This is a genomic window from Dietzia sp. CQ4 (assembly GCF_014145125.1).
Lineage (GTDB): Bacteria > Actinomycetota > Actinomycetes > Mycobacteriales > Mycobacteriaceae > Dietzia > Dietzia natronolimnaea.
Window position 1 is genome coordinate 1 of record NZ_JAALDZ010000404.1, and the last position, 24,666, is coordinate 24,666.

A 24,666-nucleotide genomic window follows, 5' to 3' on the forward strand; every position below is an offset into this window, starting at 1 on the left:
GCGTTCATGAGAGAGTGATCTCATGCACACCTCACGTCTCCGTCGCGGCGCGGGCCCGGCGACCACCGGCGCCGTGGCGGCCGCCGCAACAGTCCTGTTGAGCTCCCTCGTCTCCCCTGTCGTGGCCGGATCGACCCCGGCGATCCCCGCCGCTCCCCCGTCGACCGGCTCCACGATCGAGCAGGCGGGCGGCTCCACGCAGACGCTGGGGCAGAACATCGCAGGTCAGATCAGTGGCGAGGGCCTCGGCCCGTCCGTCTACGCCGGCACCGGAGCCGGCCCGGCCCGCTACGTGGCGCTGGGCGATTCGTACGCTGCCGTCGGCCGGGTGGCACCGGGATCCTGGGGCGCCGGGCCCGTCGCGTGTGTGCGGACCGACGACGCCTATCCCACGGTCGTGGCCCGCGAGCTCGGTGTGGGGACGTTCATCAACGCCAGTTGCGGGGGAGCCACCGCCGACGACTTCCTCGAGCCGGCGCGCAACGGGGCGCCGCCCCAGCTCGATGCCCTGGATGCGCGGACCGACCTCGTCACCATGACCATCGGTGGCAACGACGTGGGGTTCGCCGCGGTGATCGTGGCCTGCGCCGTCCGGCCCAACACCGCCCACGAGTTCCTGCCGATGGTGGACTCGGTGACCGCGCGACTCGCCGAGGGCTTCGACGCCACCGCCGGGTGCTTCGACGTGATCGACCGCCAGGCCGCGCAGGCCCTCGAGGAGCTCGACGGACGGATGGACTCGGTGTACGCCGAGATCGCCCGGCGCTCCCCCGACGCCCGCGTGGTGACCGTCGGATACCTCTCCGCGATCCCGGACGACCGCACCCTGCTCGCCTCGCCCGACTGCGCACCGTTCATCGCGATCCCCGAGGCCGAACGGGACAAGGTCCGCGGATTCCAGGAGAGCATCAACCGGGTGGTCCGCGACGCGGCTCAGCGCAACGGGGCGACCGTCGTGATCCCCGACGAGCCCGGACACTCGATGTGCACGCCCCCGGAGACCCGGTGGGTCGACTTCACCGGCCTGCAGACCTCCTCGGTGCCCGTGCATCCCACGTCCGCCGGGCACGCCCACGTGGCCGGTCGGGTGCTGTCCGCGCTCTCGGGATAGCGCCGACGCCGGCCGACGGGAGCAGGCGTCGGCCGACGAGAGCAGACTCCGGCCGACAAGAGTAGAAGTTGCTTAGTTGCCACAACCACCAACGGGGGCGCGACCGGGGTAGCAGACTGCGGTCATGCTCACTCCCCTACGCCGCCGCTCCGCCGGCGCACGCACCCTCACCACGTCCCTCGCACTGGCCGCGTCCCTCGCGCTGGCCGCCGCGCCCGTCGCGGCCGCGCAGTCGACCACCCAGACGGACGGCACGGTCGCCGTCGGCTCCCTCGGGTCCACGGCCGGGACGCCCCTGCCGGCGTCCGGGTCGCTCGGTGCCCTCGCCCAGCCCGCCTACGCGGACTACGTGGCCCTGGGCGACTCGTACGCGGCCTTCGGCGACCAGTCCGAGTTGGCCGACGGCGCCACCGCTCAGGCGTGCGGCCGTAGCGTGACCAACTACGCCAACGTCCTGGACCCCAACCCCGCCGTGGGCGAGCTCACCGACGCCACCTGCGGTGGCGCCCAGATCCCCGACCTCACCGAATCGCAGCGCTCGGGCGTCCCGCCGCAGCTCGACGCCCTCGACTCGACCACCGACCTGGTCACGCTGTCGATCGGCGGCAACGACGTCGGCTTCGGCACGATCGTCGGGTGCATCACCAAGCAGGGGCCGTTCGCCACCGTGCAGAACTGCCAGACCGCCATCGGCGCCACCATCGCGGCCGACATCGCGGAGACCTTCGGCGAGGGCGGCGAGATCGACGACGTCTACGCGGCGATCGCGGACCGTGCGCCGGGCGCCACCGTGGTGGCCACCCGATACCTGCCGCTCATGCCCGCCGAGGGCGGGAGCTGCACCTTCACCAACCAGCTCAACCCCGCCGACGTGCAGTGGGCCCGCGGGGTGGCCGAGGCCATCAACGACGCGGTCGACGCCGCCGCCCGGCGCAACGGCCACGTCTCGGTGCTGCCCACCTCCGACGTCGACCGCAGCGCCTGCGCGCCGGCGGACCAGCGCTGGACCGACTTCCTCGGGGGCGCACCGACCAACGCGGCCGCGTTCCACCCCACCGCCCTCGGCCAGCAGGCCATGGCCGACGCCATCGCCGCGGCGATCTGACCCCGCCGACCCCACCGCTCCCGACTACCGCCGCCCCCGGCGACGAACACCAGCGTGAGCCGATGCTCGCGCGGGGGTTCATCGCCGGGGGCGGCTGCGTGTCAGCTCATCCCTCGAACAACCCCTGTCCGACGTACCCACCCTCCGGCGCACCCGGCGGGAGCGCGAACACCGCCGACCCGATCGGGACGGTCCACGTGTTGAGCGCGTCCTGCTCGGCGAGCCGCCGCTGGACGGGGATGTAGGTGCGCACCGGATCGGCCTGGTAGGCGGTGAAGATCAGGCCGCTGTTGCTGATCCGGCCCGGCTCCGGCGGGTCGTCGTAGTTGTACGGCCGCCGGAGCATGGCCTCACCTCGATCGCGCTGCCGGGCCCGGGCCATGTGCGACTCCGGCGGGATCACCGGCAGACCGACCTCGTCGACGGCCTTGAAGTCGGCCGGATCGTGCTCGTGGACCCCGGTCAGCGGCGCACCGGACTCGATCCGCCGGCCCATGCTCAGCTCGCGGGAGGTGCGGTCGATCTCCTCCCACGTGTCCATGGTCATGCGGATGCGGCGCAGCACCAGCGAGGACCCGCCCCGCATCCATCGCTGGGTCTGCCCGTCGGCGGACCTGCCGTCGGAGAACAGGACCCGGTCGAAGTCCACGTCGTCGGGCCCGGGGTTCACGGTTCCGTCGATCTGACCGAACAGGTTCCGCTGCGTGCGACCGGTCGGGTCGGTGCCCACGGCCTTGCGGAACCCCCGCTGCGCCCACTTCTGCTCGGCCACGCCTCGCACGCCGGACGCGAGGATCCGCGCGGCGTGCGACACGACCAGCGGGTCGTCGGCGCAGATCTGGAGCAGCAGATCGCCTCCCGACCACCGGTCCTCGAGCTGGTCGATCTGCGGGAACGCCGGCAACTGCCGCAACCACGACGGCCGCTTCTCCGGCATGCGCACCGCGTCGAACAGCCCCGGACCCAACCCGATGGTGACCGTCAGCCGCGCCGGGTCCCGGGCGAGTTCGGGTTCGAGGTCGGCCAGGCCGCCGCGGCCGGAGGTGAGCCGGGCGGCGTCCTGGGACCACGCCCGCAGGACACCCTGGATCTCGGCGCGGGTGGCCCCTCTCGCGAGGTCGAACCCGACAAAGGCCGCGTGGGCCTGCGGCGGCGTGGTGATGCCGGCCTGGTGTGGGCCGTGGAAGGGCTCGGTGGCGGCCCCCACGACTCGCGAGTCGGCCACGGTCTCCCAGTCGGGGACGGCCTCGTCGTCGTCGAGGACTCCCCGCCCGGCGTACCCGGCGGCTCCCCCCACCACTCCGCCGACCAGACCGCCCCCGACGACGGCGCCACCCACCACGGCGCCGGCGCCGCGAGTGAGGACCGACCGCCGGGACAGTCCGCGGGAGGACTGGTCAGCCATCGTGGTTCATGCCCCCGTGGTCCATCCCGCCGTGGTCCATCCCGCCGTGGTCCGAGCCATCGTGGTTCATGCCCCCGTGGTCCATCCCGCCGTGGTCGCCGCCGACGTACTCCTCCTCGCCGCCGCGGAAGTCGCGGGCGGAGACGGTGACGTCCTGGTCGGTGCCACCGCCCTGGGCGCCGCCGGAGAACTCCAGGGTCAGGGTGATCTGCTGACCGGTGGTGATGGGCCGGTCCAGATCCATCAGCATGATGTGGTTGCCGCCCGGCTCGAGGACCAACTCGCCGCCGGCGGGAACGAGGAAGCCGCCCTCCTTCTCCTGCATCATCATCCCGCTGCCGCCGGGGACGGTCTCGTGCAACTCGGTGCGGCCGCCGAGCTCGCCGGAGACGCCGGTCAGGTGGACGTCGTCGCTGCCCGGGTTGCGGATGGTGCCGAAGACGCCGCTCATGTCGGTGTCGGTGGCCTTGGCCCAACCGTCCTCGAGGATCACGACGCCGGTGGCCTCGGCGCTGGTCGTCTGGTCGGTGGAGCCGGTGGCCTCTGGGGAGTCGTCGGAGGAGCAGGCCGCCGTGGTCAGGGCGAGGGTCAGTGCGGTGGCCGCGGCGAGGGCGGCACGGGTGTGCGAACGCATGGGTGTGTCAGTCCTTGGTGTGGTGTGTGAGGTCGCCCGCCGGCGCGTGGCGCGGGCGGTGCGTGGGGTGGGATCACACAGCCACGGGCGGCGCGCGGGTGCCTCCGCGGGCCAGGAGGAACCGGTCGCGCGGGGCGCCGGCGTCGTAGGAGGAGACGAGCGGGGCGACGACGACGAGGTGGGCCGTCTCCAGAAGTGGCATCACCCGCGCCGCCACCCAGGCCAGGGTCACGGACAAGACCGCCACCAGGGCGAGGGTCACGGCGATGGCGGCCAGGTGTGCGCCGAGCATCCCGGGGGTCAGCAGCGACACGGGGGAAGTGGTCAGCTCGGAACCGGCGCCGTCCATGGCGGCACGGACGAGGGCGGGGTCGGTCACGTGGTGGCCGAGCACGGCGTGAGAGGAACCCGGGGTGGCCGAGTGCGTGTGCCCGGGCGCCAGGAGGAGGTGAACGACTCCCTGGCCCGCGATCAGACCGCCCGCGGCCACCAGGATCGGGGACCGCTGCCGGGCTACGGCCGCGGTAGCCGCCCCCACGCCCGCGCTCGCCGCCGCGATCAGCAGGATCTGCCCGGGGCTCGGGGCCAGCGCCCCCGTTCCGGCGGCCAGGCCGTGGGCGGCGATGCCGAACACCGCGCTGACCAGCGCGACGACGATTCCGACGGCCGCGGTCACCACGGGGGGCACCTCGGCTCGGAATCGGTCGGCGGACATGCCCCGATTCTAATGCTGCGCCGAGCGGGGGCCTATCCGCAGTGGTCGGCCCCACTCTCTGCGGATTCGGTGGCGAGCTCGATCCGGGTGCGCTCCTCGTCCGCCAGTCCCGCCTCGAGCCGCGCGAGCATGTGGGGGCGCATCTCGGGCAGGTCGTCGACCGCGAACCAGCGGACGTCGGTGTTCTCGCCGTCGGCGGGGTGCGGATCGCCGTCGAGGTAGGTGCAGGCGAAGGTGTGGTCGAGGTACTGCGCGCGGTCACCGTTGGCGTAGGTGACCATGCGGGAGACGCCGATGGACGCGACGCGGTCCACGCGGATGCTCACCGCGGCCTCTTCCCATGCCTCGCGGACCGCGGCCTCGGCGGGATGCTCGCCCGGGTCGACGATGCCGGTGACCGGGGTCCACCAGCCGTTGTCGGCCCTGCGAACCAGTAGGACGCGCGCGCCGTGGGGGTCGCGGATGACGGCGGTGGCACCGGCCAGCCAGAGCGGTGCGGTGCCCACGTGCCGGCGGAGCTCGAGGACGAAGTCGGGGACTGACATAGCCCAGAGCGTATCCAGACCCCGGGAAATGCAGCGATCCCCGCCGACCGTGTGGTCGACGGGGATCGCCGGAGAACTATCCGATCGCTGACTCAGTCAGCGTGGAAGAGTCAGAACCTCAGTTCTGCTGCTCCTCGGGCTCGCACTCCTGACGCTCCATGGAGCCATTGTCCTTGAGGAAGTCGATGGCCTCCTGCGGCAGGTTGCAGACAAGACCCACGTTGATCTGCGGGAGCGGCGGCAGGTTGACGCCACCGGAGACGGCGAGACCGATGCCGATGCCGGCAGCGGCGAGCGAACCGACGGCGAGGAGGGTGCCGGCGTCGACGGAGCCGCCGTCGGCGGAGCCCTCGGCGGAACCGGACTCGCCGAGCGAACCCTCGACGATCGTCTCTGAGCCCTCGAACGTGGAGCCGAGATCCGAGGAACCGAGGTCCGAGGAACCGGCCGTGATCGCGGCCAGGATGCCCTCGAGCGAGCCACCGTCGAGCGAGTCGGAGTCGGAACCGGTGCCCAGCGACGCCGGATCAAGCGAATCGGTGGCCGACGCGGTGTCAAGCGAACCGAGGTCCGCCGAATCCGAGTCGAGATCGAGCGAGCCGAGCATCTCGGTGAGCGAACCCGCATCGAGCGAATCGGTGCCGAGCGAATCAGAGTCAGAACCGGTTCCCAGCGACGCCGGATCAAGCGAATCGGTGTCGAGCGAATCGGAGTCGGAACCGGTGCCCAGCGACGCCGGATCAAGCGAATCGGTGTCGAGCGAATCGGAGTCAGAACCGGTGCCCAGCGACGCCGGATCAAGCGAATCCGAATCAGAACCGGTACCCAGCGAATCAGAGCCGTCGATGCCCTCGAGCGAACCGGTCAGCGGGCTCTCAGCGCCGGTCGAGCCGACGAAGAGGTCGACACCCAGGTCGATCGAGCCACCGAGGAGGCCGGTTCCGAGGTTGAGGTCGAGCAGCTCACTCTGAGCGTTGGCGACACCCGGCATGGCGCCGAGTGCGAGTCCGGAGGCGGCGATAACGGCGATCATCCGCTTGGTGTTCTTCATAGGAATTGCCTTCCTGTTGTTGGTGACGACCCAGCGACCCGGGTTCTCCCCCTCGTCGCCCGGTCCGGTGTGCAGCCCTGGGGCTACTCACCGTCGGATCGTGTCACCACCCTATCGAGCAATTTTCTGGACTTGTTACAAGAAGTCTCGTTTAGGCACAGGTAATGCCCAGCCGCGCGATTACGCCCAGACTCCGTGGTCCGGACGATGATTGCTGCTGAAAGACCGCTCCCATGCGACTACCTCGGCTTATGTGAACCTTAATAAGTGAGCTTTTGGTTATAGACTGTTCTATGGGAGACCAATTAGTGACATTGATCACTTCTCACCTACATTTGACCGACTCGCCGTCAACACGCTGCGCCACGGGCTCTGACATGGATAAATGTGAGGCTAACCTCGGATAAATCTGTCCCCGATCCAGGAGCGCCATGACACCGAACAGCAGCGGAGTTCAGTTCCCCACCGATTCGGCCGGGAACCGCTCGTCCGGGCGGCTGGCCAAGCAGGTCGTCGCCGACGCACTGTCCACCGTGGACCCGGCGGCGGGCGAGCGGGTCCACAGGATCAAGGACTGGCGCAAGGGATACATCCAGCCCTTCACCGAGATGGTCAGTGCGGGCGTCGCCGATGCCGCCGCGTGGGACGGGGTGGCCCGCGCCGCCCTCGACTCGCTCCAATCCAGGATGGTCGGCGTTCATGAGGTCGACGGCCAGGAGGTGGAGACCCCGATGGCGGACTACCTCGCCGTCGCCCCCTCCACGTCCACTCCGGGAACCGAGACGGTCCAGGGGACGGCGGCCCCCGCCACGGAACTGTCCATCCCCTACCGCGGTGAGGAACTGACCGGCGCGATGCTGCGGGCCCGGCTCGACAAATGGGTCGATTCCGGGGTGATCGAGCCGAGCTGCGCGGACGCTCTGAAGTTGGTGCAGGAGAATCCTGAGTGGCTCGCTCTGCCGGGCCGCGCGATGCTCGTGCTGGGCCTGGGCTCGGAGATGGGGCCCGCCGCCCGGTTGTTGCGGTGGGGCGCCGACGTCCTGGGTGTCGACCTCCCCTCGAGCCCGGTGTGGGACCGGTTCCGCGGGCAGGCTCCAGGGTTCGCCGGCCGGCTCCACTTCCCCACGGACACGGACGGCCGGCCGGGCATCGACCTGCTCACCCAGCTCCCCGAGCTCGCCGCCTGGGCCCGAGCGGCCGCCCCGGCCCCGCTCACGGTGGGCAGCTACTTCTACGCGGACGGCGGAACCCACGTCCAGCTCTCGTCTGCGGCCGACGCCCTCGTCGTCGACCTGTTGAAGGACGGAACCGCCGACGCGCTGGCCTACCTCGCCACCCCCATGGACACGTTCGTGGTCCCCGCCGATGTCCGCCGGGCCTCGGACGCGGCGCTGGCGGCCCGCAAGGCCACCGACGTCAAGAAGATCGTCGGCACCCTGACCCGACAGAAGGTCTTCCACCGCAACTACGAGAAGGGGCACGGCCCGGCGGTGCACGACGCGCTGGTCCCCCAGCAGGGCCCCAACTACACGCTCGCCAAGCGGGTCCAGCGGTGGCGCGCGACCACCGCGTTCGCGGACGGATACACCGTCTCCGTCAACGTCGCCCCCGCCACCGACACCCGCTCGGTCACCAAGAACAAGATCCTCGCCGCCACGTACAAGGGGGCGCACGCGTTCGGCATCGAGATCTTCGAACCCGCCACCTCGTCGGCTCTGCTCGCCGCCTTGTTGGTCCACGACCTCAACGTGGGACGGCCGGACGTCGGGGTGCAGTGGGAGCACGAGTCCCACGGGGCGGCCTCGGGAGGGTTGTGGCGCCAGCCCTACCTGCCGCGGACCGCGCTGCCCGTGGCCGCACTGCTCGGTACCGTCAAGAGGTAGGAACACGCCCCGGACCGATCTGCCGGTCCGGGGCCCGCCGGTGCCGACAGAGTAAGGACCCCGCCATGCCGAACCCGTTCTCCAAGAGCTGGAACTACCTCAAGGCCTCGCTCGACAAGAAGGTCGACGACAACGCGGACCCCAAGATCCTCGTCCGCCAGGCCATGGACAACGCCCGCCAGCAGCACAAGTCGGTGACGGACCAGGCAGCCGCCGTGATCGGCAACGCCAAGCAGCTCGAGATCGCCATGGGCACCAAGTCCCGGCAGCTCGACGAGGTGCAGGGCCAGATCCGGCAGACCCTCCAGGTGGCCGAGTCGGCGCGTGCCGAGGGGGACACCGCCCGCGCCGCCCAGTTCGACGCGCAGGCCGAGCAGCTGGCCGGCCGGATGGTCACCCTGGAGCAGGACCTCGAGAACACCAAGCAGCTGCACGGGCAGGCGGTGCAGGCCGCCGAGCAGGCCAAGCAGGCGGTCAGGGAGTCCGACCAGCGTCTGCGCGAGACGCTCGCGCAGGAGGACCAGCTCCTGCTCCAGGCCACCCAGGCGGAGATGCAGCACCGGACCGTCGATTCCATGTCCTCGCTGGAGGGGGTCGGCGGCGGCAACTCGCCCACGTTCGACGAGATCCGCGCCAAGATCGAGGGCCGCTACACCACGGCGCTCGGCAAGCAGGAGCTCGCGGAGGCCACGGGGTCCCCGTCCAGCGCGCAGCTCGACGCCGCCGCGTTCACCCGCGAGTCGGAGGGCAGGAGCAAGCTCGAGCAGATCCGGGCGTCCATGGGTCTGAGCGGTGGCGGCACCGCCGTCGAGGGCGCCGGAACGGGTGGCGCCGCCGACCGGCAGCTGACCGGGGGCACCGGAGCCGACGGTTCCGCGGACGCCGCGACGCCCACCGAGCAGACGGGGACGAGCCCCACCCCGCAGGACGCCGGGACCCCGGAGCCGGGCCCCTCCGACCTCTCCGGGCCGACGCTCCCCCGCGACACCAGGGAGTAGAGGTCGCCCACCGGAAATCTGCCCTCGCCATCGCGCCGATGCGCGATACGCTGATGTCGGCGCTGCGCTGACACCTCACCCGGCGCCTCTCTGATCGCGAGGAGACGCCATGTCCACCACGCCCACGGCCTCCGGATACCTCGACGACTCGGGAGCCGTCGTGTTCCCCCGCCGCCTGCCCATGTCCCGCGAGCAGGCGTGGGCCGCCGTCACCGACCCGGCCCGCACCGCCCGGTGGATCGGCCCGTGGTCGGGTGACCCGGCGTCCGGCACCGTCCAGCTCACCATGACCGCCGAGGAGGGCGATCCCGTCGACGGTGTCGAGGTGGTGACCTGTGACGCGCCGGGGCTCCTGGTCGTGCGGACCGGACCGGGCGGGTGGCTCCTCACCGTGAGGATCGAGGGCGACGACGACGAGGCCGTCATCTCCCTGGAACAGGACATCGCGGACGCCGAGTCCGCCTCCTCGATCGGTCCCGGGTGGGAGTACTACCTGGACCGGTTGGTCGAGGCCGAGGCGGGACGGGATCCGGACGCGCTGAAGTTCGAACCCGACTACTACCCCGGTCTCGCCGAGTACTACCGGTCCCTGCTGGGCGGCTGAGCGGTCCGGAGCGGCCCGCACCGCTCCCTTCACGCCATCCCCATCCCAGACCCCTTCGATGACGCCGCACGTCCCGCCGCCCCGGCGCCCCGGCGCGTCCTTCACATCGGTCGTGGTCGGAACACCATGTCGTACCCCGTTGCTAGGGTTTCCCTATCGAACACACGAGCGATCGCCTCGCTATCGCAGAAGGGGGAGCCGGATGTCGGCAGAACACGGTTCGGGGATCGCGGCGGCCGGCCTGGCCGCCCTCGACGCCCTCCGCACGGAGAACCGCGCCGCTGCCGCCCGCCTGCAGGCCTGCCACGATCTCCTGGCACTGTGCGAGGAGCAGCAGTTCGCCCGAGACGTCGAGGCCGGGTACTACGACCCCGACGGGCCGGAGCGCCCGCGCGACCACGCGGTGCTCGACCCGTTCGACGTCGCCTGTGCGGAGCTGGTCGCCACCTACGGTGTTCATCACCACCGCGCGTCAGCGATGCTCACACTGGCCCGGGATCTCGTCATCAGCTTTCCGGGGATCGTCGAGGCGATGGGGTCCGGCCTCCTGGACGAGCGCACGGCGGGGATGCTCGTCCGGCAGATGCGGACGGTCGACCACTCCGTCCTGGACGCTGTGCACCGACTGGTCGTGGACTGGCTGCTGGACTCCATCGACTCCGGCGAGCGGCCCGGCCGCAACGCGATCCTCGCCAAGACCGACAGCATCATCGCGGACTTCGACCCGGAAGGGGTCCTGGCCCGGCGTGCTGCCGCGGCGCGTGAGCGTCGGGTCAGCGTCCGGCGCGGGGTGGACGGCATGGCCGAACTCCGTGCACACCTCACCTCGACCGAGGCGTCCGCGATCCACGAGGCGCTCGGGCACACCGCCGGGGAACGGTTCGATCGCGAGAAGCGGGCCCGGATCGAGGCCGTCCGCAACGGCACCGGGCCGGCGTACGACCCGCATCCCCGTACCCGCCAGCAGCACCGGGCGGATGCCCTCGTCGATGCGATCCTCGGTACCGGCGATCAGGGCGACGGCGACGGTGCCGGTGGCCGGCACGCGGGCAGCGGCCCGGCCGGACTCGCGCCCGGGCCGCAGATCAGACCGATCATCACCATCCTGGCCCCTCGCGGGCCGGGCGAGGAGCCCGAGGTCTACCTCCCGCGAGGCGGCCCCGCGTCGATCGACGCCCTCATCGCTCTGCTCGCCCGCAGTGTCGGCGCCCACATCTCCCTCCCCGACCCCGAGGCCGGGTCCGCGGACCCGGTCGGCGGTGCGCGCCGCTACCGGATCAGCGGTGAGCTCGCCCGCCGGATCCGGCTACGCGACGGCACCTGCCGTCACCCCGGATGTTCGGTCTCCGCCGAGGACTGCGACGTGGATCATGTCGTGCCGTTCGACCATTCCGAACCGAGCCGGGGCGGCCAGAGCGTCGAGGCCAATCTCATGTGCCTCTGCCGGCGACACCACAGGTTCAAGACCTTCCACACCTGGTATTACCGACTCCTGCGCGACGGAACGCTGACCGTTGTCACGGAGAGTGGTCACACCATCACCACCCTCCCCGACGGCCCCCTGGCCAAGTGGCGGGACCGCACGTGCAACGGGCCCGAGGCGCCTCCCGGACCCGGCTCCCCCGACCGACCCTGGCTCCGCTCCCGGCCCCTCAGCACCCACTGGTACAGGCGGGCGTGCCGGATCGCCGCGCAGCGACGCGAGAACGCGGCCGCGGCTCGGGATGACGGGCTGGTCGGTGACGACCACGACCCCCCGCCCTTCTGACGCCCCGGCGCCGACGCCCTTCACCCGCCCGGTCAGCGGTGCTTGAGCAGAACCGCGCGGATCCCCTCATGGAATCCGTCGCGCAGCCGAACCCGCTGCGCCTCGGTCAGGGTGAACTCGTTGAGCATCTGACAGGCGAACTGCAGTAGAGGGCGGTCCACCGCCGGTGGGAGCACGCCCCCGGAGAGCAGGTGGGCCTGGTCTCGCTGCTCCTCGGTGGCGGCCTGCTCGTACCACCAGGTCGCGTACTGCTGGCCCACGTCGAACGGGGTCTGCTCGCCGAACGAGGTCCACACCTCCTCCGAGAGGGGCACGAACTTGGAGCGGAGCGGGCGGCGGTGAGGGGCCATCATCGACGGGCTCGGGCGCGACGCCCCGTTGGGCGGAGGGCCCGGCGTCGACGTCCTGGCCTGCGCCCGAGCCGGGGACGGCGGCTGTGACTGGGGCTCGGATTCCTGGGGCTCGTCTTCCCGTACCTCGCTGTCCCGGGGCTCGCCCTCCGAGCGCCGGGGCCGGTGCGGCGACTGCGGCTGGGGCTCCGGCCGTGACCCACGGACCTTCCCCGCCGGCCCCGCTCCGGCGCCCGGCTTCGCACCGCGCTCGTTCGCGGGCGTCAATCCCGCGGCGGTCTCGGCGCCATCGATGTCAGCAGCATGGATCTCGGAGATCGCCGCGCAGTCCTGTTCATCTGCCGCCCGCTCCTCGGCGTCGGCGGCCCACTCCTCGTCGGCGATCGTCAGGCTGGTCTCGTCGGCCACCGAGGTGGCGGACGCGCGATCGGACCTAAGATCCACCTCGACCATCCCCACCGACTCCTCGCCGACCGGCTCGCTGGCGTCGTCTCCGGGCGCGGTGGGCCGCTCGGCGGACGATCGCACCTTGGGCGGGATCGGCCCCTCCAGAACCCTGATCTGCATGGCGTCGTGGAAATCGGTGCGCGGATCCAGCACCAAGGTCGTGTCGCACGCGTGGCGCAACGCAGAGGAGATGGAATCCCAACCGAACCCCACCAGGTGCATCCGCACACCTGCGTCCACCGCCACCCGGACCCCCGGGATCATGTCGGCGTCCCCGGTGACCAGCACCATGTCGGAACACTGCCCCTTGTAGGCGGCCTGGATCATGTCCGCGACCAGAAGAGTGTCGACGGCCTTCTGGGTTCGACGCTCGCCCCATTCGATCAACTGACCCGCGCGCAGCTGAACGCCCTCGATCACGCGGAGCGTGCGCTGGTACCGGTGCGGGCCGGAATCCGGGATCCCGTCGTACCAGTTCTGTCGTTGGACCGGCTGGTCCACGAGACCGTGGGCGACCTGATCTAAACGGTGTACGACCGTGGCCAGGGATATCTCCAACTGACCGCGCGCACCCTCCTCCCAAGAGTTGTAGAAGCTAGCTAGTAGATACGAGGTATCCACTAGAACCAGTGTCCGTTCGAGCATGATGATCACTACCTATCACTTTGTCTACGTTGGACTTCCAGCATGCCGCAGGGCGGACGACCCCGCAGGGCCCGCCACCGATCACAGAAGGACACCCACCATGTCGAGCCCCACCGCCACCCCTCCCGAGCTGACCGGAAAGGTCGTGCTGGTCACCGGGGCCGCCCGCGGGCAGGGCCGGGCCCACTGCGAGGCCTTCGCGGCCGCCGGGTGCGACGTGATCGCCCTGGACCTGTGCCGCGACATCGAGACGGTCCCCTATCCGATGGCCCGGCCGGAGGACCTCCGGGCCACCGCGGAGGCCGTCCGGGCGCTGGGGCGCAGGTGCGTGACCGCGGAGGTCGACGTCCGCGACCTGCCCGGGATGCGGGAGGCCGTCGATGCCGGGGTCGCCGAACTGGGCGGACTCGACTTCGTGGTGGCCAACGCCGGGGTGTCCCCCCAGCCCTCCGCCTCCTGGGAGCGCTCCGAGGAGGAATGGGACACCACCCTGGACATCAACCTCAAGGGCACCTGGGTCACCACGACGGCCGCGATCCCCCACATCCTGGCCACCGGCCGGGGCGGGTGCGTCGTGATCATCAGTTCGATGGTCGGCCTTCGCGGCGCACCGTTCACCGCCAGCTACACGACCTCCAAGTGGGCGGTCCGCGGGCTGGCCAAGTCGCTGGCCGGCGAGCTCGGCTTCTCGGGCGTGCGGTGCAACTCCATCCACCCCGGCAACGTCCGCACCCCCATGATCGAGAACCCGTCGATGATCGCCATGATGACCGGGGGCGAGGGCACGACGCTCGAGGACGCGGCCGAGACCTTCAGCGGGATGAACCAGCTGCCCGAGCCGTGGGTCGAGGCGTCGGCGATCTCGTCGATGGCCGTCTACCTGTGCAGCGCCGCCGGCGCGGGAATCACCGGGGCCTCCATCCCGATCGACCTGGGCGGAAGCGAGAAGTTCGGGTTGTGACGGCTCGGGCTCGGGGCGCGGACCTGTGCCTAGGGCAGGAAATGCACTCCGGCCCGCCTCTCGGATGAGAGGCGGGCCGGGGTAGCGAGCCGGTTCAGGGGGCCAGGTTTCCCACCTGGCCGCGCCTGATCAGGTGGACGGCGTGGGCGCCACCGGGCGGGGAACGCTGACGGTCGAGCCGGTGGCGGTCCACACCAGAGTCCAGAAGATGTCGACGATGGGCTGGATGGCCTGCAGGAAGATGTCGTTGGCGCTGCTCATGATGTGTCCCCTTGTGATCCGTACTGAAAGCGTACTTGCGTATCTGGCGGTCTGGTGGTCCCCGTTGCCGCCGGGCTCCAGCAATTCCCTCGAGCCCCCGCGGCGCGTGACAACCCCTATGTCGCCGCGAACCCGGTCGACGTTACACAACCGTGACAAACGATGTGGCATCGACAGGCTCCGCCGCTGGCCAGAGCGCCGTAGCCTCGAGTGTGACCCAACCAACTAAACCCTACCTACGCGACCGTAAGTTACGGTACCGTAGGTTCATGGCTATCACGGACATCCCGGAATTCGCACACCTCTCCGAGGCCGACATCGAAGCCCTCGGCGAGGAACTCGAGCAGATCCGCCAGGACATCATCGGTTCCCTCGGCGAGCGGGACGCGACCTACATCCGCAACACGATCCGCTTCCAGCGCGCCCTCGAGGTGGGCTCTCGTGCACTGCTGATGGTCGGGTCGCGCAACCGCACCGCGTGGGCCATCGGCGCCGGCGCGCTCGGGCTCTCCAAGATCGTCGAGAACATGGAGCTCGGGCACAACATCATGCACGGGCAGTGGGACTGGATGAACGACCCGGAGGTCCACTCCACCACGTGGGAGTGGGACATCGTGGGCACCGCCGAGCACTGGAAGCAGACCCACAACTACATCCATCACAAGTACACAAACATCGTCGGCCTCGACGACGACGTCGGGTACGGAGTGCTGCGCGTGACGCGCGACCAGCGCTGGCACCCGTTCTTCTACGGCAACCTCGTCTACAACGCGGTGCTCGCACTGCTGTTCCAGTGGGGCGTCGGTATCCAGCATCTCGAGCTGGGCAAGGTCGCGAAGGGGCGGGACGACCGCCGCGAGACCATGAACAAGCTCGGCCTGTTCGCCAAGAAGGCCGGGCGCCAGCTCGCGAAGGACTACGTGTTCTACCCGGCGCTCTCCCGCAAGGGCTGGAAGTCCACGTTGACGGCCAACCTCGCCGCCAACGGCATCCGTAACGTGTGGACCAACGCGGTGATCTTCTGCGGGCACTTCCCCGACGGCGCCGAGAAGTTCACCAAGAAGGACGTCGAGAACGAGACGCGCGCCGAGTGGTACCTCCGTCAGATGCTCGGTTCCGCCAACCTCACCGGCGGCCCCGTCATCGACTTCCTCTCGGGCAACCTGTCGTACCAGATCGAGCACCACATCTACCCCGACATGTCGTCCAACCGCCTGGCCGAGGCATCGGTCCGGGTTCGCGAGGTGTGCCGCAAGTACGACCTGCCGTACGTGGCGGGCCCGCTGCCCGTCCAGTACTTCAAGGCGTGGAGGACCATCGCCAAGATGTCGCTGCCCGACCACATGCTGCGGCGCACGGCGGACGACGCCCCGGAGACGCACTCCGAGCGCATGTTCGCGGACCTGCCCAAGCCCCTCCCGGCGCAGGAGGAAGGGCAGCGGGCCGGCCTGCAGACGGCACTGACGTACTCGGCCAGGCGGCGCGCCCGCAAGGTCGCCTCGGCGGCCTGACCCGCCCGGCCACCCTCCGGACGCCCCGACACCGAAACCGGTGTCGGGGCGTCCGTTGTTTCGATCCAGGAACGGCATCCCGGCGATAGGCTGACCCTCTAGTCGGCAGCGACCCGCGCTACAGCGGTCGAGCCGAAGGCCTGTGAACCACGACGACGGGAGCCACCATGGAGGACCGGCGCATGCTCATCGCCGATTCGGCGATCGAGGTGGTGGCCAGGGACGGCGTCCGCGCGCTGACCCACCGCGCCGTGGACTCCGAGGCCGGACTGCCCTCCGGCTCGACCTCCTATTATTGCCGGACCCGTGCGCAACTCCTCTCACTCACCGTCGACAGGCTCACCTCCCTCCTGCGCGGGTTCGTCGAGGTGTCCGGGATCCAGGAGCTCGCCTCCTCCGATGCAGACGACGTCCTGGCGATGCTCACGCGGATGATCGAGGGCCTCCTCGCCGACTACCGCGGCGAGCTGGCAGCCCGCTCCGCGCTCATCATGGAACTCACCGGCAAGGACGACACCACCGATCTCGTGGCCGCCCTGCTCGACCCGAGCGACCTCGCCGGCGCTCTCGACGCCGCCGGGCTGCGTGACCCCGCCGCCGCCGCTCTGGACCTCCTGGCCGTGTACGAGGGGCTGCTCTGGGAGCGCACCGTGGGCCGGCTGGCCGGCGCCGAGGTCGACCACGAGCACGACGCCGACCTCCTGGGGTCTGCACTCTCGCGCCACGAGCACCGCGGCGGACGCCTCTTCGGCCTCCTGCGCTGAGCTCTCGCCCCTCGGGGCAATGATTCGCCTTACACCACACGCCCGGCTGCGGCTCGCTCTCTGACGCGCGCCCAGACGCGGCGGCGTAACCGCTTAGGTTTACCTTGCTTGAGGTTTAAGGTTCTCACAGTCTAGAGTTCCGCCCCAGAAGCACCGTGATACGTCAGCCATGTGTCAAGACTGTCTGTTTCGTGCCTCTGCCACCCCTCCGTCCGGGCATCCTCACAACTGGTGATAACCACTGTGCGGGTGCATGTATGCGGTGTTCAGTTGCGAATCCGGGCCACTCTTCCGGGTCCGGATTCGCCTGAACGGTCCATCCTGGGGCATCCCGGCCGCCACTCGACCGGGACGGTGGGCTGAACTGAGGCCACGGATTAATCAGATTGTTTTGACAATCACAGCTGATGTGCCATAGTGATTCACGTCACTGATTCACAACGAATCGGACGCACCCCTCCCCTCGGGTCGACCGACCCCCGCACCAGAAGGACGGTTCATCATGAGCCAGGTTGCTACTTACTTCTTCACCCTCTTCGCCCTCGCCGGCGACCGGTTCGATGACCGCAAGGACCGCGGCGCTACGGCCGTGGAGTACGGCCTGATGGTCGGGCTGATCGCGGTCGTGATCATTTTCGCGGTCATCTTCTTGGGTGACACTCTTCTCGGTGTTTTTGAGACGGCCGGAGAGGAGCTCGACGGGGCAGTCAACCCGGCAGGTTAGAAGCGCCGTAGCTGAGTTCCCGGCGCAGCGACCCACCTAGTGGGCGCTGCGCCGGAGGCAGTTTTGTCGAAACCCCTTAGACCCCTCCAGAGGACCTATCGTGACCACACCTCTCAGTGATCGCGGAGCCGCGGCATTGGAGTTCGCGATCGTTGTCCCGGTTCTCCTCGCCCTCGTCCTCGGAATAATCGAGTTCGGTCGCGCATACAACATCCAGACCACACTCTCCAACGCCGCGCGTGACGGCGTGCGAGTGATGGCACTGGAGAACAGCGTCACGGCGGCTCGGACGGCCACGCGGAACTCCGCTAGCCCGCTGGACCTCTCTCGCGCGACGATCAGCGTCACCCCCACCAGCTGCGCGGCCACCTCGACCACCCCGGCCGGCACGGCCACGGTCACCATCACCTACCCTCTCGAGCTGATCTCCGGGTTCCTCCCGATCGACGACTTCACCCTGACCGGCAGAGGAACCATGCGATGCAACGGCTGAAGGACGACCGCGGCGCGGTCAGCGTCATGGTCGCGCTCCTGATGATCCCCCTGATCGGCTTCGCCGCCATCTCGGTCGACATCGCCTCCGTCTACTCCGAGCGGCAGCAACTCCAGACCGGTGCGGATGCCGCAGCGCTGGCAATCGCACAGGACTGCGCGCGCGGCAACTGTCGCACCCCTAGAGACACGGCTCAGCAGTTCATCGCCGCCAACACCATCGACGCCGAGGCTACCGCCGGGGTGGTCCCGGCACCCACGCCGTCCTCCGGGCGGGTGTCCGTGACGGGCTCCGGGGTGCGCGAGCACTGGTTCGCTCCCGTCCTCGGGATCAACGAGACCGCGATAGCGGCATCCGCCACGACGGGGTGGGGGGCCCCTACCGGCGGCAGAGCGGTACTTCCCCTGACCTTCTCGCTGTGTGACTTCAGGGCACAGACCGGTGGCGGGATGCCATCGGGAACCGTCAGGCGCACCATTTTCGGATCGAAGACCTCCGGTGCCGTGGGCTGTACCGGCCCGTCCGGCAACCACGTCCCCGGCGGGTTCGGTTGGCTGAACGCGAACTCGGGAAGGTGCAGCGTCGCCAACCGGATCAACGAGGTCCTCTGGAGCGACCCCGGCAACTCGGTCCCCAACTCCTGCACGGACGCCGACCTGGTCGCACTACGTAACGCGACCGTGCTCATTCCGATCTTCGACGAGTCCGGGGACTCCGGCAGCAACGCCTGGTACCGCGTCTACGGATACGCCGCCTTCCAGATCACCGGCTATCGCTTCTCCGGTCGCGAATGGAACTCCAGCTGCAAAGGCAACGAGCGCTGCATCGAGGGGTACTTCACCCGCTTCGTCGACATGTCCGACGACTTCGACTACGGGCCCTCCGCCCCCGACATGGGCGCCTCCGTGGTGGCCCTGCTTCCCCGATAGGTAAGTGAGTCCCCTGTGAATCGTCGCGTCGTGGCCATCGTGGCCGCCGTCCTCCTCGCGGTGCTCGGCGCCGTGGTGCTGATCAGCTACGTCAACAACGCCGACCAACGAGCGATGGCCGATATGGAACCGGTCAGCGTGCTGGTGGCCACCGCTCCCATCGCTGAGGGCATCCCCGCCGAGGCGTTGGCAGAGCTGATCGCCACCAAGTCCATCCCCGCAGCAGCGGTGGGCCCCGGAGCCGTCACCGACCTCGCGGAGCTCGACGGACTGGTGGCCGTGACCACTCTGCAGCCGGGCGAGCAGATTCTCGCCGGCAGGTTCGCCGACCCGGCATCGATCCTCAAACCAGGAGAGATCCCGGCACCGCCGAACCTCCACCAGGTCTCGATCCCCCTCGCCGCGCCGAGGGTTCTGGGCGGGACCCTGACCCCGGGGACCACCGTCGGGGTGTTCGTGTCGCTTGGCCCGCCTCTGTCGCAGACCCATCTGGTGCTTCACAAGATCCTCGTGTTGAGAGTCCAGGGTGGAATAACCCCGCCTTCGGACTCCGAGACCACCGAGGACCCGGCAGCCACAGCAATGCCCGACGGCGGGATGATCGTCACCCTCGCGGTCAACGCCCGCGACGCGGAGACCATCGTGTTCGGCGCCGAACACGGGACCATCTGGCTGTCTGTGGAAGGACCCGAAGTGCCCCAGGACGGAACCCGCATCGTGACTCCAGGGAACGTGTACGAATGAGCCGCATCGTAGTGTTGACCGAGTCCGCCGACCTCCGCGACCGGATCCGGGCCGTGGTGGGAGATCATCTCGTGGACCTTCCCCTGGGTCCGCTCCCGTCCGACCCTGCTCGCCTGCTCGCCATGACCGGCGGAACGCAGCCGCTGGCCGTGGTGGTCCTCGACACGGGCCCCCACGACCAGGCGGCGGCTCTCGACCTGGCGGCCGGACTCCGGACCGACCAGACGGGGATCTCGGTAGTGCTGGTCAGTGACCGGCCCGAGGAGATCGGTTTCGCGGCCATGCGGGCCGGCGTGAGCGACATCGTGAACCCCGACGCCGATACGGGCGAGCTCGGGTGGGTCCTGGAACGGGCCCGCCGAACCTCCCGAGCCGGCCAGTCCGAGTCCGGTGGCGGACCCGGAGGTGCCGTCAACGGTTCGGAGACCCCACCCGGCCGGGTGATCAGCGTGGCCTCCCCGAAGGGCGGCGTGGGCAAGACCACCGTCGCCACCAACCTGGCCGTCGGACTGGCCCGGGCAGACCCGCACTCCACGGTCCTGGTCGACCTCGACGTCCAGTTCGGCGACGTGGGCAGCGCCCTCAACCTCTCGCCGGAGTACACCCTGGTGGACGTGGTCCACGGGCCCGCCGCGCAGGACACGATGGTGCTCAAGACCTTCCTCACGCAGCACGAGACGGGCCTGTACGTGGTGTGCGGACCGGGATCTCCCGCGGAGGCCGATTCCATCGGGGCGGAGGACGTCAGCCGGTTGCTCCAGACCCTGGCCTCGGAGTTCCGCTACGTGGTGGTCGACACCGCCCCGGGCCTGACGGAACTCACCCTCACGGTCCTGGACAACACCCACGACCTGGTCCTGGTGACGAGCATGGATGTTCCGGGGGTGCGCGGGCTGCGCAAGGAGATCGACATCCTGCGCGAACTCGGGATGGTCTTCACCGGCCGCCACGTGGTCCTGAACTTCGCCGACACCCAGAACGGCCTCACCAAGACGGATGTCGAGGCGACCATCGGCGCCGCGGTGGACATGATGATCCCCCGCTCGAAGGGCGCTGTCGCCTCGGTCAACCAGGGGATCCCCCTGCTGCAGAACGACAGACGCGACCCGGTGACCACCCAGCTGAAACAGCTCGTGGGTCGGTTCACCCCGACCCTCGCCCGCACTCCGAGGTCCCCGTCGGCGGTCGGCAAGTTCCTGGGCCGCCTCAGGCCCACGCCCGCGCCCGCAGGGGCGCGGAGCTCAGCGGGCACAGCGGGCTCGTCGGCCACCCGACCCGAGGGCCGGCACCGGCTACACAGAAACGAGAACAAGGGCGACACCCGGGGCGAGAACCGAGGAGAGCAGCGATGAGCCTGTCCGAGCGGCTCAGGGCCGCCAAGTCCCCCGACGCTGGTACCACCACGTTGTCTGCCGTCGCTCCGGTGCCGCCGGCCGCGGCTCCGCAGGCCACGACGCCAGAGCCCGTGCCGAGCCCCGAGCGCCGCACCCTCACCGCCCGCAAGGCCGCCCCGCACACGACCGGGGCCGACGCCGCCGCGACTCCGGCGGTCCCCGTTCCCGTCGTCACCCCGCAGGCCGAGGAGTCCTCGACGCCCTCCGCGGGCGGGGACGCACTGTCCAAGCTCAAGGAACGGGCCTCGTCGGCCCTGTTCGAGCGGATGGGGGCGCGGCTGAACAACCCCTCGCTCACCGAGGAGCAACTCCACGCCTTGGTGCGCAGTGAGCTGAACCAGGTGGTCGAGGAGGAGACCGTCCCGCTGACCAGCGAGCAGCGCAAGCGGCTCATCGCCGACATCCAGGACGACGTCCTGGGCCACGGCCCCCTCGAACGACTGCTCGCCGACCCCACCGTCACCGAGATCATGGTCAACGGGCCGGACATGATCTACATCGAGCAGAGCGGCAAGCTCTCCCGGAGCCCCGCGAGGTTCACCTCCGAGGAGGATCTACGCCGCGTGATCGAGCGCATCGTCTCCCGGATCGGTCGACGTATCGACGAGTCCTCCCCGCTCGTCGACGCCCGTCTGGCCGACGGCTCCCGAGTCAACGCCGTCGTCCCGCCTCTGGCGGTCAACGGCTCGTCCCTGACGATCCGCAAGTTCTCCCGGGACCCCTTCAAGGTCCCCGACCTGATCGGCTTCGGGACGCTCACCCCGGAGATGGCCGAACTCCTGCAGGCGTGTGTGCAGGCGCGGCTGAACATCATCGTCTCCGGCGGCACGGGCAGTGGAAAGACCACCTTGCTCAACGTCCTGTCGTCGTTCATCCCGGAGGGCGAGCGCATCGTCACCATCGAGGACGCGGTGGAGCTGCAGATGCAGCAGGACCACGTGGTGCGGTTGGAGGCCAGGCCGGCGAACATCGAGGGCAAGGGCGAGATCAGTATCCGCGACCTCGTGCGCAACTCCCTGCGTATGCGGCCCGACCGCATCGTGGTGGGCGAGGTCCGTGGCGGCGAGACCCTGGACATGCTGCAGGCGATGAACACCGGCCACGACGGGTCGCTGTCGACGGTGCACGCCAACTCCCCCCGCGACGCGATCGCCCGGCTGGAGACCCTGGTCCTCATGGCCGGGATGGACCTCCCGCTGCGCGCCATCCGTGAGCAGATCGCCTCGGCCGTGGACGTGATCATCCAGCTCACCCGACTGCGCGACGGAACCCGTCGCGTCACCGCGGTCACCGAGGTCCAGGGGATGGAGGGCCAGACCGTCACCCTGCAGGACGCCTTCCTGTTCGACTACTCCGCGGGCCTCGACGCGAACGGCAAATTCCTCGGCAAGCCGATCCCCACGGGTGTCCGGCCGCGGTTCACCGACCGCTTCACCGAACTGGGCATCACACTCTCGCCCCGGGTGTTCGCCACCCCCGGCGCGACCGGCCCTGCGGGGAAGCCACGGTGACCCAGAACAGCCTCTCCCCCGCGGTCATCGGAGTGGTGGCCCTCTCGATCGCGCTGCTGCTAGCGGGATACCTCCTGGTCCGGACGCTCACCCGCACGCGCCTCCCCCGCGAACGGCGGCGCCCCACAGACGCCGACGTGCCGGGCCCGGTGACCCGCGCATCGACCGCACTCACCACCGCGATCGACACGATCCTGCGCCGTCGGGGAACCCCCGGCGCCGGGGCCCTGGCGGAGGCCGGGGTGAAGATGCGCCTGCAGGACTTCGTCTTTCTCGTGATCGTGGCCGCTCTCGCGGCCACCGCGGTCGGGTTCGTCGCCTCCGGGCCACTGCTCGGAATCGTGCTCGGCGTCCTGACGCCGCTCGCGACCAAAGTGGGACTCTCCGTCAAAGCCGGTCGCCGCCGGGCCGCCTTCGCCGACCAGTTGGACGATTCCCTCCAGCTGATGGCCAGTAGTCTCCGGGCCGGACACAGCCTCCTCCAGGCCCTGGCCTCGGTGTCCCGCGAGGCCGAGGCGCCCACCTCCGAGGAGTTCGCCCGGATCATCAACGAGACCCGGGTGGGCCGCGAGCTGGCGCCGGCCCTCCAGGAGACCGCCGAACGCATGGGTAGCCAGGACTTCGTCTGGGTCACCCAGGCCATCGCGATCAACCGCGAGGTCGGCGGCAACCTGGCCGAGGTGCTCGACGGCGTGGGCCACACCATCCGGGAACGCAACCAGATCCGCCGCCAGGTCCAGGCCCTGGCCGCCGAGGGCAAGCTCTCGGCCTACATCCTCATGGCCCTGCCCGTCGGGATCGCGGGGTTCCTCTTCATGACCAACCCCGCGTATATGGTCCCGTTCACCCAGAGCCTGCTCGGATATGCCCTGGTCGCCGTGGCCCTGATCCTGCTGATCGCAGGCGGGTTGTGGCTGCGCAAGACCGTCAACATCAAGTTCTGACCCCGCCCCCGGCAACTGAGAAGGAGAGCACCGTGTCCCCCTCGGCCCTGTTCGCCGTCCTCGCCATCAGCCTGGCCGTGGCGCTGCTGGTCTGGACCGTCCTCGTAGGGCTCGGTGGGGATCGCGCGCGCACGGTCGCCAATCTCACCCTCGGCCTGGACACCGGGCCGGGCGTCGGGTCACCCACCCAGGAGGAGGAGTCGACTCCCGGGGCGCTCGTCGTGCTCGCCCGGCGTCTGACCCCGGGCGGCTCGATCAGGATGCTGGAGAAACTGCTCTCCCGCGCAGGCCGCCCACCCGGCTGGTCACTGGACCGTCTGCTGGTGCTGAAGCTCGCCCTGGGCCTGGGGGTCGGCACCCTGAGCGTGCTGTTCATCCGCAGCGCCGACGGGCCGCTCCCGGTGTTGCTCGGCCTCGCGACCACCGTGGTCTGCTACTTCCTGCCCGAGCTCCTGCTGCACAGCCGGGGCCAGGAACGCAGCCAGGCCATCCAGCTCGAGCTGGCCGATACCCTCGACCAGATGACCATCGCCGTGGAGGCCGGGCTGGGCTTCGACTCCGCCATGTCCCGGGCGGGCAAGAACGGGACGGGGCCGCTCGCCGAGGAACTGGTCCGGACACTGCAGGAGATCCAGGTGGGCCAGACCCGCAGGCAGGCCTACGAGTCCCTGGCCACGCGCACCGACGTGGCCGACCTGCGGCGCTTCGTCCGCGCGATCATCCAGGCCGACGCCTACGGCATCTCCATCGCCGACGTCCTGCGCACCCAGGCCGCCGAGATGCGGATGAAGCGCCGCCAGCGCGCGGAGGAGAAGGCCATGCAGATCCCCGTCAAGGTGATCTTCCCGCTGATCCTCTGCATCCTGCCGGTGCTGTTCATCGTGCTCCTGGGCCCGACCGCGATGAACATGATGGAGGCCTTCTCCTAGTGGTCCCGAGTCTCCCAGTGCTCCCGAGCAACACCGTGACCGTGATCCTCACCGCCGTGGTGTGCGGGGCACTCGCCGCGGCGCTGACCGGGCGGATCCGGTCCATCGCCGATTCCGACTCCCGCTGGCTGCGCTCCGGGCTACACGTGGGCCTGGCCGCAGCCGGTGGGGCCGGGGCCGCCGGGCTGGCCGGCGCCCTGCCCGAGCTGATCGCGTTCGCGGCGCTCGCGGTGGCCTGTG

24 protein-coding genes and 1 pseudogene are annotated in these 24,666 nt (G+C 70.0%); 18 read left to right on the forward strand and 7 right to left on the reverse strand.

What is annotated here, in order from left to right:
• Positions 1-22 precede the first annotated feature (22 nt).
• On the forward strand, positions 23-1,111 hold the full coding sequence (locus tag G6031_RS17805) for an SGNH/GDSL hydrolase family protein (RefSeq protein WP_182653992.1): 1,089 nt from the start codon (positions 23-25) through the stop codon (positions 1,109-1,111).
• Positions 1,112-1,235: 124 nt separating this feature from the next.
• Positions 1,236-2,216, forward strand: a complete 981-nt coding sequence (locus G6031_RS17810; protein WP_182653993.1) for an SGNH/GDSL hydrolase family protein — start codon at positions 1,236-1,238, stop codon at positions 2,214-2,216.
• Between the two features lie 106 nt (positions 2,217-2,322).
• On the opposite strand, the gene G6031_RS17815 is transcribed toward G6031_RS17810, so the two are convergent.
• From G6031_RS17815 to G6031_RS17835, 5 genes are all read right to left on the reverse strand, one after another.
• Complete coding sequence (locus G6031_RS17815; RefSeq protein ID WP_182653994.1) at positions 2,323-3,621, reverse strand: Dyp-type peroxidase; 1,299 nt, start codon at positions 3,619-3,621, stop codon at positions 2,323-2,325.
• Entirely contained in the window at positions 3,614-4,255 is a 642-nt protein-coding gene (locus G6031_RS17820; protein WP_182653995.1) for a copper chaperone PCu(A)C, read from the reverse strand. Before G6031_RS17820 ends, G6031_RS17815 begins: the two co-directional genes overlap by 8 nt.
• 73 nt (positions 4,256-4,328) lie before the next feature.
• Positions 4,329-4,970 (reverse strand): hypothetical protein, encoded by a 642-nt coding sequence (locus G6031_RS17825; RefSeq protein ID WP_182653996.1) that lies wholly within the window; start codon positions 4,968-4,970, stop codon positions 4,329-4,331.
• A gap of 32 nt (positions 4,971-5,002) precedes the next feature.
• A complete protein-coding gene (locus tag G6031_RS17830; RefSeq protein ID WP_182634519.1) occupies positions 5,003-5,515 on the reverse strand; it encodes an NUDIX domain-containing protein in 513 nt (170 codons plus the stop codon).
• A 118-nt stretch (positions 5,516-5,633) separates the two neighbouring features.
• Complete coding sequence (locus G6031_RS17835; protein WP_182653997.1) at positions 5,634-6,566, reverse strand: hypothetical protein; 933 nt, start codon at positions 6,564-6,566, stop codon at positions 5,634-5,636.
• A gap of 431 nt (positions 6,567-6,997) precedes the next feature.
• On the opposite strand from G6031_RS17835, the gene G6031_RS17840 reads away from it, so the two are divergent.
• The 4 genes from G6031_RS17840 (at position 6,998) to G6031_RS17855 (ending at position 11,819) form a co-directional block, all read left to right on the forward strand.
• Positions 6,998-8,449, forward strand: a complete 1,452-nt coding sequence (locus G6031_RS17840) for a hypothetical protein (protein ID WP_182634515.1) — start codon at positions 6,998-7,000, stop codon at positions 8,447-8,449.
• A gap of 65 nt (positions 8,450-8,514) precedes the next feature.
• Positions 8,515-9,447, forward strand: a complete 933-nt coding sequence (locus tag G6031_RS17845) for a PspA/IM30 family protein (protein WP_182644576.1) — start codon at positions 8,515-8,517, stop codon at positions 9,445-9,447.
• Between the two features lie 109 nt (positions 9,448-9,556).
• Entirely contained in the window at positions 9,557-10,051 is a 495-nt protein-coding gene (locus G6031_RS17850) for an SRPBCC domain-containing protein (protein ID WP_182653998.1), read from the forward strand.
• Between the two features lie 202 nt (positions 10,052-10,253).
• Positions 10,254-11,819, forward strand: coding sequence for an HNH endonuclease signature motif containing protein (locus G6031_RS17855; protein ID WP_182653999.1), 1,566 nt, complete (start codon positions 10,254-10,256; stop codon positions 11,817-11,819).
• 32 nt (positions 11,820-11,851) lie between these two features.
• Here the strand turns inward: G6031_RS17855 and G6031_RS17860 are convergent, their stop codons facing one another.
• Entirely contained in the window at positions 11,852-13,261 is a 1,410-nt protein-coding gene (locus G6031_RS17860; protein ID WP_182654000.1) for an NYN domain-containing protein, read from the reverse strand.
• 100 nt (positions 13,262-13,361) lie between these two features.
• Between G6031_RS17860 and G6031_RS17865 the strand changes: the two genes are divergently transcribed.
• Positions 13,362-14,222: a mycofactocin-coupled SDR family oxidoreductase gene (locus tag G6031_RS17865; protein WP_179523564.1), complete on the forward strand. Its 861-nt coding sequence runs from the start codon at positions 13,362-13,364 to the stop codon at positions 14,220-14,222.
• A 129-nt stretch (positions 14,223-14,351) separates the two neighbouring features.
• On the opposite strand, the gene G6031_RS19130 is transcribed toward G6031_RS17865, so the two are convergent.
• The gene (locus G6031_RS19130) at positions 14,352-14,483 is read right to left on the reverse strand and encodes a hypothetical protein (RefSeq protein ID WP_259846053.1); all 132 of its coding nucleotides are present in this window, start codon (positions 14,481-14,483) and stop codon (positions 14,352-14,354) included.
• Between the two features lie 269 nt (positions 14,484-14,752).
• Here G6031_RS19130 and G6031_RS17870 point away from each other — a divergent pair, with 269 nt between their 5' ends.
• The 11 genes and pseudogenes from G6031_RS17870 to G6031_RS17920 all read left to right on the forward strand — a co-directional run.
• Positions 14,753-15,994 carry an acyl-CoA desaturase gene (locus G6031_RS17870; protein WP_179523565.1) on the forward strand — a complete coding sequence of 414 codons (1,242 nt, stop codon included), beginning with the start codon at positions 14,753-14,755 and terminating at the stop codon, positions 15,992-15,994.
• 167 nt (positions 15,995-16,161) lie between these two features.
• A complete protein-coding gene (locus G6031_RS17875; protein WP_182610183.1) occupies positions 16,162-16,758 on the forward strand; it encodes a transcriptional regulator in 597 nt (198 codons plus the stop codon).
• A gap of 502 nt (positions 16,759-17,260) precedes the next feature.
• Positions 17,261-17,482 carry a Flp family type IVb pilin gene (locus G6031_RS17880; protein WP_182654001.1) on the forward strand — a complete coding sequence of 74 codons (222 nt, stop codon included), beginning with the start codon at positions 17,261-17,263 and terminating at the stop codon, positions 17,480-17,482.
• Positions 17,483-17,582: 100 nt separating this feature from the next.
• Positions 17,583-17,975 (forward strand): TadE/TadG family type IV pilus assembly protein, encoded by a 393-nt coding sequence (locus tag G6031_RS17885; RefSeq protein ID WP_182654002.1) that lies wholly within the window; start codon positions 17,583-17,585, stop codon positions 17,973-17,975.
• Positions 17,963-18,904 (forward strand): pilus assembly protein TadG-related protein, encoded by a 942-nt coding sequence (locus tag G6031_RS17890; RefSeq protein ID WP_182654003.1) that lies wholly within the window; start codon positions 17,963-17,965, stop codon positions 18,902-18,904. The genes G6031_RS17885 and G6031_RS17890 overlap by 13 nt, the downstream gene beginning before the upstream one ends.
• Positions 18,905-18,934: 30 nt before the next feature.
• Entirely contained in the window at positions 18,935-19,648 is a 714-nt protein-coding gene (gene cpaB / locus G6031_RS17895; protein ID WP_347238527.1) for a Flp pilus assembly protein CpaB, read from the forward strand.
• Positions 19,645-21,000: an AAA family ATPase gene (locus tag G6031_RS17900; protein ID WP_182654005.1), complete on the forward strand. Its 1,356-nt coding sequence runs from the start codon at positions 19,645-19,647 to the stop codon at positions 20,998-21,000. The genes cpaB and G6031_RS17900 overlap by 4 nt, the downstream gene beginning before the upstream one ends.
• Positions 20,997-22,553, forward strand: a complete 1,557-nt coding sequence (locus tag G6031_RS17905; protein WP_182654006.1) for a CpaF family protein — start codon at positions 20,997-20,999, stop codon at positions 22,551-22,553. The genes G6031_RS17900 and G6031_RS17905 overlap by 4 nt, the downstream gene beginning before the upstream one ends.
• A complete protein-coding gene (locus G6031_RS17910) occupies positions 22,550-23,497 on the forward strand; it encodes a type II secretion system F family protein (RefSeq protein WP_182654007.1) in 948 nt (315 codons plus the stop codon). The genes G6031_RS17905 and G6031_RS17910 overlap by 4 nt, the downstream gene beginning before the upstream one ends.
• A 32-nt stretch (positions 23,498-23,529) precedes the next feature.
• Complete coding sequence (locus G6031_RS17915; RefSeq protein ID WP_182654008.1) at positions 23,530-24,426, forward strand: type II secretion system F family protein; 897 nt, start codon at positions 23,530-23,532, stop codon at positions 24,424-24,426.
• Positions 24,427-24,443: 17 nt separating this feature from the next.
• Positions 24,444-24,666 (forward strand): annotated as a pseudogene (locus G6031_RS17920) (prepilin peptidase); the annotation flags it as partial.